Origin of the sequence: Clostridium sp. CAG:43, from assembly GCF_000434655.1 — a bacterium.
Classification (GTDB): domain Bacteria; phylum Bacillota; class Clostridia; order Lachnospirales; family Lachnospiraceae; genus Otoolea; species Otoolea fessa.
Map to the genome: position 1 here is coordinate 24,071 of NZ_FR895105.1, position 5,732 is coordinate 29,802.

Consider the following 5,732-nt stretch of genomic DNA (forward strand, 5'->3'; position numbering starts at 1 on the left):
TGGGCGAGTACGGTCTGGCAGCGGAAGGGCTGACGATCGGAACCTTTATTCTCAATAATCTGATTCCGGCTACGATCGGAAATATGATCGGCGGGATGCTGGTGATTGGAGGCGGGTACTGGCTGGTGTATCTTCGGGGAACGAAAAATCGTGAAATAAAATGAATGCGTGAAAAAATGAAATAGGGCGAAAGGGTATTTTTGTCTGGTCTCCATGCTAGGTTTGGAGTCGGGCGGAGGTGCCCTTTTTGTATTAGAATTGATGAAAAGTTTGACTTCTATTCCTAAGGAATCTCTATGTTTAGCTGATTCAATTTTATCAAACAGAACAAATGTTTGCAAAGACTATTGGAATGTGTTATACTAAGCATAATTACAGGGAAGACTGTGACTATAATGACTATAAAATAAGTCAGCAGCGACATGATAAAACAGAGCAGAGTCAATGATAATTGAGGTACAGATATGGCGAAGCAATATATAAAGATACGAGGTGCCAATGAGCACAATCTGAAAAACATTTCCATTGATATTCCGAGAAACGAGCTGGTCGTCCTGACCGGACTTTCTGGTTCGGGTAAATCATCTCTGGCATTTGACACGATCTATGCCGAAGGGCAGCGGCGGTATATGGAGTCCCTGTCGTCCTATGCGCGTCAGTTCTTAGGTCAGATGGAAAAGCCGGACGTCGAGAGCATCGAGGGCTTGTCCCCGGCGATCTCTATCGACCAGAAATCGACGAACCGGAATCCGCGTTCGACGGTCGGCACAGTGACGGAGATCTATGATTATATGCGTCTTTTGTACGCACGGATCGGTATTCCGCATTGCCCGAAGTGCGGTCGTGAGATCCGCCGTCAGACGGTCGATCAGATGGTTGACCAGATCATGGCGCTGCCAGAGCGCACGAAGATCCAGCTTCTTGCCCCGGTCGTGCGCGGGCGGAAAGGACGCCACGAGAAAGTGCTGGAGCAGGCAAAGAAGAGCGGCTATGTCCGTGTGCGGGTGGACGGCAGCTTATACGAGCTTTCCGAGGAGATCACGCTGGATAAAAATATCAAGCACAATATTGAGATTGTGGTCGATCGCCTGGTGGTCAAGCCGGGGATTGAGAAACGCCTTTCGGATTCGATTGAAACGGTCATGGGTCTCTCCAATGGTCTGATGCTGACCGATACGGCGGTGCGGGATGAAAACGGCGAAGAAAAGCACGATACCCTGACGTTCAGCCAGAATTTTTCCTGCCCGGACTGCGGTATCAGCGTGGATGAGGTCGAGCCGCGCAGCTTCTCTTTCAACAACCCATTTGGTGCGTGCCCGGACTGCTTCGGTCTGGGATATAAGATGGAGTTTGACGAGGATCTGATGATTCCAGACAAGAGCCTGAGCATCAATCAGGGTGCGATCACGGCGATGGGATGGCAGTCCTGCACGGACAAAACGAGCTTTTCCGGCGCGATCTTAAATGCATTGGCAAAAGAATACGATTTCAGTCTGGATACCCCGTTTGAAGATTATCCGAAGGAGATCCATGATATTTTAATTTACGGAACCGGCGGCAAGATTGTGAAGGTGTATTACCGTGGACAGCGTGGCGAGGGAATTTATGATATTGCCTTTGAGGGGCTGATTCAGAGCATGAACCGCAAATACCGTGAGACGTTCTCTGATTCAATGAAGGCGGAATATGAGACATTTATGCGGATCACGCCGTGTCCAGCCTGCAAGGGGCAGCGATTAAAGAAGGAATCTCTGGCAGTCACGGTTGGCGGGAAAAATATTTTCGAGGCGACCGATATGTCGATCGTCAAATTCCGCGAATTTATCGATGCGCTGGAGCTGACGCCGATGCAGCAGGCGATTGGTGCGCCGATTTTGAAAGAGATTCGGGCGAGGATCAGCTTCCTTATCAATGTCGGTCTGGAATACCTTTCCCTGTCGCGTGCGACTGGCACGCTGTCCGGCGGCGAGGCGCAGCGAATCCGTCTGGCAACCCAGATCGGCTCCGGTCTGGTCGGTGTGGCATATATTCTGGACGAGCCGAGTATCGGACTTCACCAGCGGGACAACGACAAGCTTCTGGATACCCTGAAACACCTGCGGGATCTGGGAAATTCAGTTCTGGTGGTTGAGCATGACGAGGATACGATGCGCGCGGCAGACTGTATCGTGGACATCGGTCCGGGCGCGGGCGAACACGGCGGCGAGGTCGTGGCGATAGGCACAGCGGAAGAGATCATGAAAAATGAAAAATCGATCACCGGCGCATATTTGAGCGGGCGCATTCAGATTCCGGTGCCGTCCGAGCGGAGAAAACCAGCCGGCTGGCTGACGGTGAAAGGCGCAGCAGAAAATAATCTTAAAAATATCGACGTCAAATTCCCGCTGGGCGTGATGACCTGCGTCACCGGCGTTTCCGGTTCGGGAAAGAGCTCACTTGTCAATGAGATTCTTTATAAAGCGCTGGCAAAGAAGCTGAACCGAGCACACACGATTCCGGGAAAACATAAATCCATCGAGGGCGTCGAGCAGCTCGATAAGATTATCGCGATCGACCAGTCTCCGATCGGGCGGACGCCGCGTTCCAATCCGGCAACCTATACGGGGGCATTTGATCTGATCCGGGATCTGTTTGCGGCATCTACGGATGCCAAGGCAAAAGGCTACAATAAAGGACGTTTCAGCTTCAATAAAAAAGGCGGGCGCTGTGAGGCGTGCTCCGGCGACGGCATCATCAAGATCGAGATGCATTTCCTGCCGGATATCTATGTGCCGTGTGAGGTCTGCGGCGGCAAGCGCTATAACCGGGAAACGCTGGAGGTCAAATATAAAGGGAAAAGCATCTATGATGTCCTCAATATGACGGTCGAGGAGGCGATGAAATTCTTCGAAAATGTGCCCTCCATACACCGGAAGATTGCGACACTCTACGATGTAGGACTTTCCTATATCCGCCTGGGACAGCCGTCCACCGAGCTGTCCGGCGGTGAGGCACAGCGAATCAAGCTGGCGACGGAGCTGAGCAAGCGTGGAACCGGCAAGACGATCTATATTCTGGACGAACCGACTACGGGACTTCATTTTGCCGATGTACACCGTCTGATTGAGATATTAAGACGTTTGTCGGATGGTGGAAATACCGTGGTTGTCATTGAGCATAACCTGGATGTCATCAAAACTGCTGACTACCTGATCGACATCGGACCGGAAGGCGGCGAGGGCGGCGGAACCGTGATTGCGAAAGGAACACCGGAAGAGGTGGCAGCGACGCCGGGATCGTATACGGGGAAGTATGTGAAGAAATATTTAAATGTTTAGGACAATAAGCGGGAATCCTCGGCGATTCAATTACCGAGATGAAAGTGCAGGGTGTGCATATCTGCACAATGCAAATAGTATAATAATTCTCATCCTTTGCTCTCAGTTGAGAAGCCCCACCTCTTTAGGTGGCGAGTAATAACAAATTTGTCTCAGTGGGAGTTAGGTCTCCGATTGAGGTAAACGCTCCGCGATGATGCGCAGTGATTCTGCATAGAATATGCATTTTTACTTGTGGATAGGAATTTTCTGCACTGAAAATTCCGTACGATATCATACTGATAGCGGATTTTGCCGATGCTTCGCTGACCAGAATCACGCGCCAAGTCTCACGGATGTTCGACTTGAATTGAATCGAAAAGCATTTTTCTGGAAAAAGTGCCTGAAAATACCGTAAAAATGGCTTGTCTTTAATTGCCGGGTATTTTATAATAAAAGTTACAGGAATTGACAGGAAGAGAACGTGGTATAGCTGCTGAACAGATTGCGACCGGTTATTTTTCGATTGGCGGCGATGGGGCTGGAACGGAGTGATTACCTGCGGCAGCAGTATGACTGTTACAGTTCACATGTTGTGCAAGCGTGTGACCATAAATCCTGGAAGTTGATTCGAAGCTACAAGTTGATGAAGTACGGATCGCAGCATAAAATTATAGGAGGAATACTCGTGGAGAAAGAGATGATCATTGTACTGGACTTTGGCGGACAGTACAATCAGTTGATTGCCAGAAGAGTAAGAGAGTGTAACGTATATTGTGAGGTTCATCCTTACACCCTGCCGCTGGAAAAAATCAAAGAGATGAACCCGAAGGGTATCATTTTCACCGGCGGACCGAACAGTGTATACAAGGAGGAATCTCCGAGATGTTCAAAGGAAATCTTTGATCTGGGAATCCCGGTACTGGGTATCTGCTATGGCGCACAGCTGATGTCCTATCTGTTAGGTGGCGAGGTTGCCACAGCACCGGTCAGCGAATACGGAAAGACTGAGGTAGAGGTAGACACAACATCTAAGCTGTATGAGGGTGTATCCCCGAAGACCATATGCTGGATGAGCCATACTGACTATATTTCCAAGATGCCGGAAGGTTTCCGTGTGACAGCCCATACTCCGGTCTGCCCGATTGCAGGTATGGAAAATGAAGAAAAAGGCTGGTACGGCATCCAGGCACATCCGGAGGTACTTCATACACAGGAAGGCTCCAAGATGCTGCATAACTTCGTATACAGTGTCTGCCATTGTGCAGGTGACTGGAAGATGGATGCGTTCGTAGAGAAATCCATCGAAGAAATCCGTAAAAAAGTAGGAAATGGTCGTGCCCTTCTGGCTCTGTCCGGCGGTGTAGACTCTTCCGTAGCAGGCGTCCTGATGGCGAAAGCGATCGGCGACCAGCTGACCTGCGTATTCGTCGATCACGGTCTGCTTCGTAAAAACGAGGGTGACGAGGTAGAGGCAGTATTTGGTCCGAACGGTCCGTACAAGCTGAACTTCATCCGTGTCAATGCACAGCAGCGTTTCTACGACAAGCTGGCAGGTGTAACCGATCCGGAGCGCAAGCGTAAGATCATCGGCGAAGAGTTCATCCGCGTATTTGAGGAAGAAGCAAAGAAGATTGGCAAAGTAGATTACTTCGTACAGGGTACGATTTACCCGGATGTGATTGAGTCCGGTCTTGGAAAATCCGCTGTTATCAAGTCCCACCACAATGTAGGCGGACTTCCGGAACACGTAGATTTCAAGGAGATCATCGAGCCGCTGCGTATGCTGTTTAAAGATGAGGTCCGCCGCGCCGGTCTGGAGCTTGGTATTCCGGAAAATCTGGTATACCGTCAGCCGTTCCCGGGTCCGGGACTTGGCGTTCGTATCATCGGTGAGGTAACCGCAGAGAAGGTACGCATCGTACAGGATGCAGACGCTATCTACCGCGAGGAGATCGCAAAAGCAGGTATCGATCGCACACTCGGTCAGTACTTCGCAGCCCTGACCAATATGCGTTCCGTAGGCTGCATGGGCGATGTCAGAACCTATGACTATGCCATCGCACTTCGTGCCGTCCTCACATCCGACTTCATGACCGCAGAATCCGCAGAACTTCCGTGGGAAGTACTTGGAAAAGTCACAAGCCGAATTGTCAATGAGGTAAAAGGTGTAAACCGCGTACTGTATGATTGTACGGGGAAACCGCCGGCTACGATTGAGTTTGAATAAATCGAGTTGCTTAAAAAAGCCAGTGTTTATGCGGGTTTCAGCGATTTCGATTAGTCTTTTGATAACAAATTGATAACAGTCATAGCAAGTGCCATTATTCTTGTTATCCAGTGGTTTATGGGTAACGGAACAATTAACAGGTGGCTTGCAGACTAAAGTTCGGAGCTTGGCTCTGAACAAATTCCATATTATAAACTAAGCCCTTA

Annotated in this window: 2 protein-coding genes; both read left to right on the forward strand. The window is 49.9% G+C overall.

All coding sequences use genetic code 11. From position 1 onward, the window contains the following. Nucleotides 1-464 precede the first annotated feature (464 nt). Nucleotides 465-3,317, forward strand: a complete 2,853-nt coding sequence (gene uvrA, locus QVO97_RS09845) for an excinuclease ABC subunit UvrA (RefSeq protein WP_022360159.1) — start codon at nt 465-467, stop codon at nt 3,315-3,317. A gap of 667 nt (nt 3,318-3,984) precedes the next feature. Beyond that, nucleotides 3,985-5,526, forward strand: coding sequence for a glutamine-hydrolyzing GMP synthase (guaA, locus tag QVO97_RS09850; RefSeq protein ID WP_117796206.1), 1,542 nt, complete (start codon nt 3,985-3,987; stop codon nt 5,524-5,526). Nucleotides 5,527-5,732 lie beyond the last annotated feature (206 nt).

Bases quoted from the DNA above. Each gene is read 5' to 3' on its own strand.
- uvrA (WP_022360159.1), top strand. From the start codon at position 465: ATGGCGAAGCAATATATAAAGATACGAGGTGCCAATGAGCACAATCTG.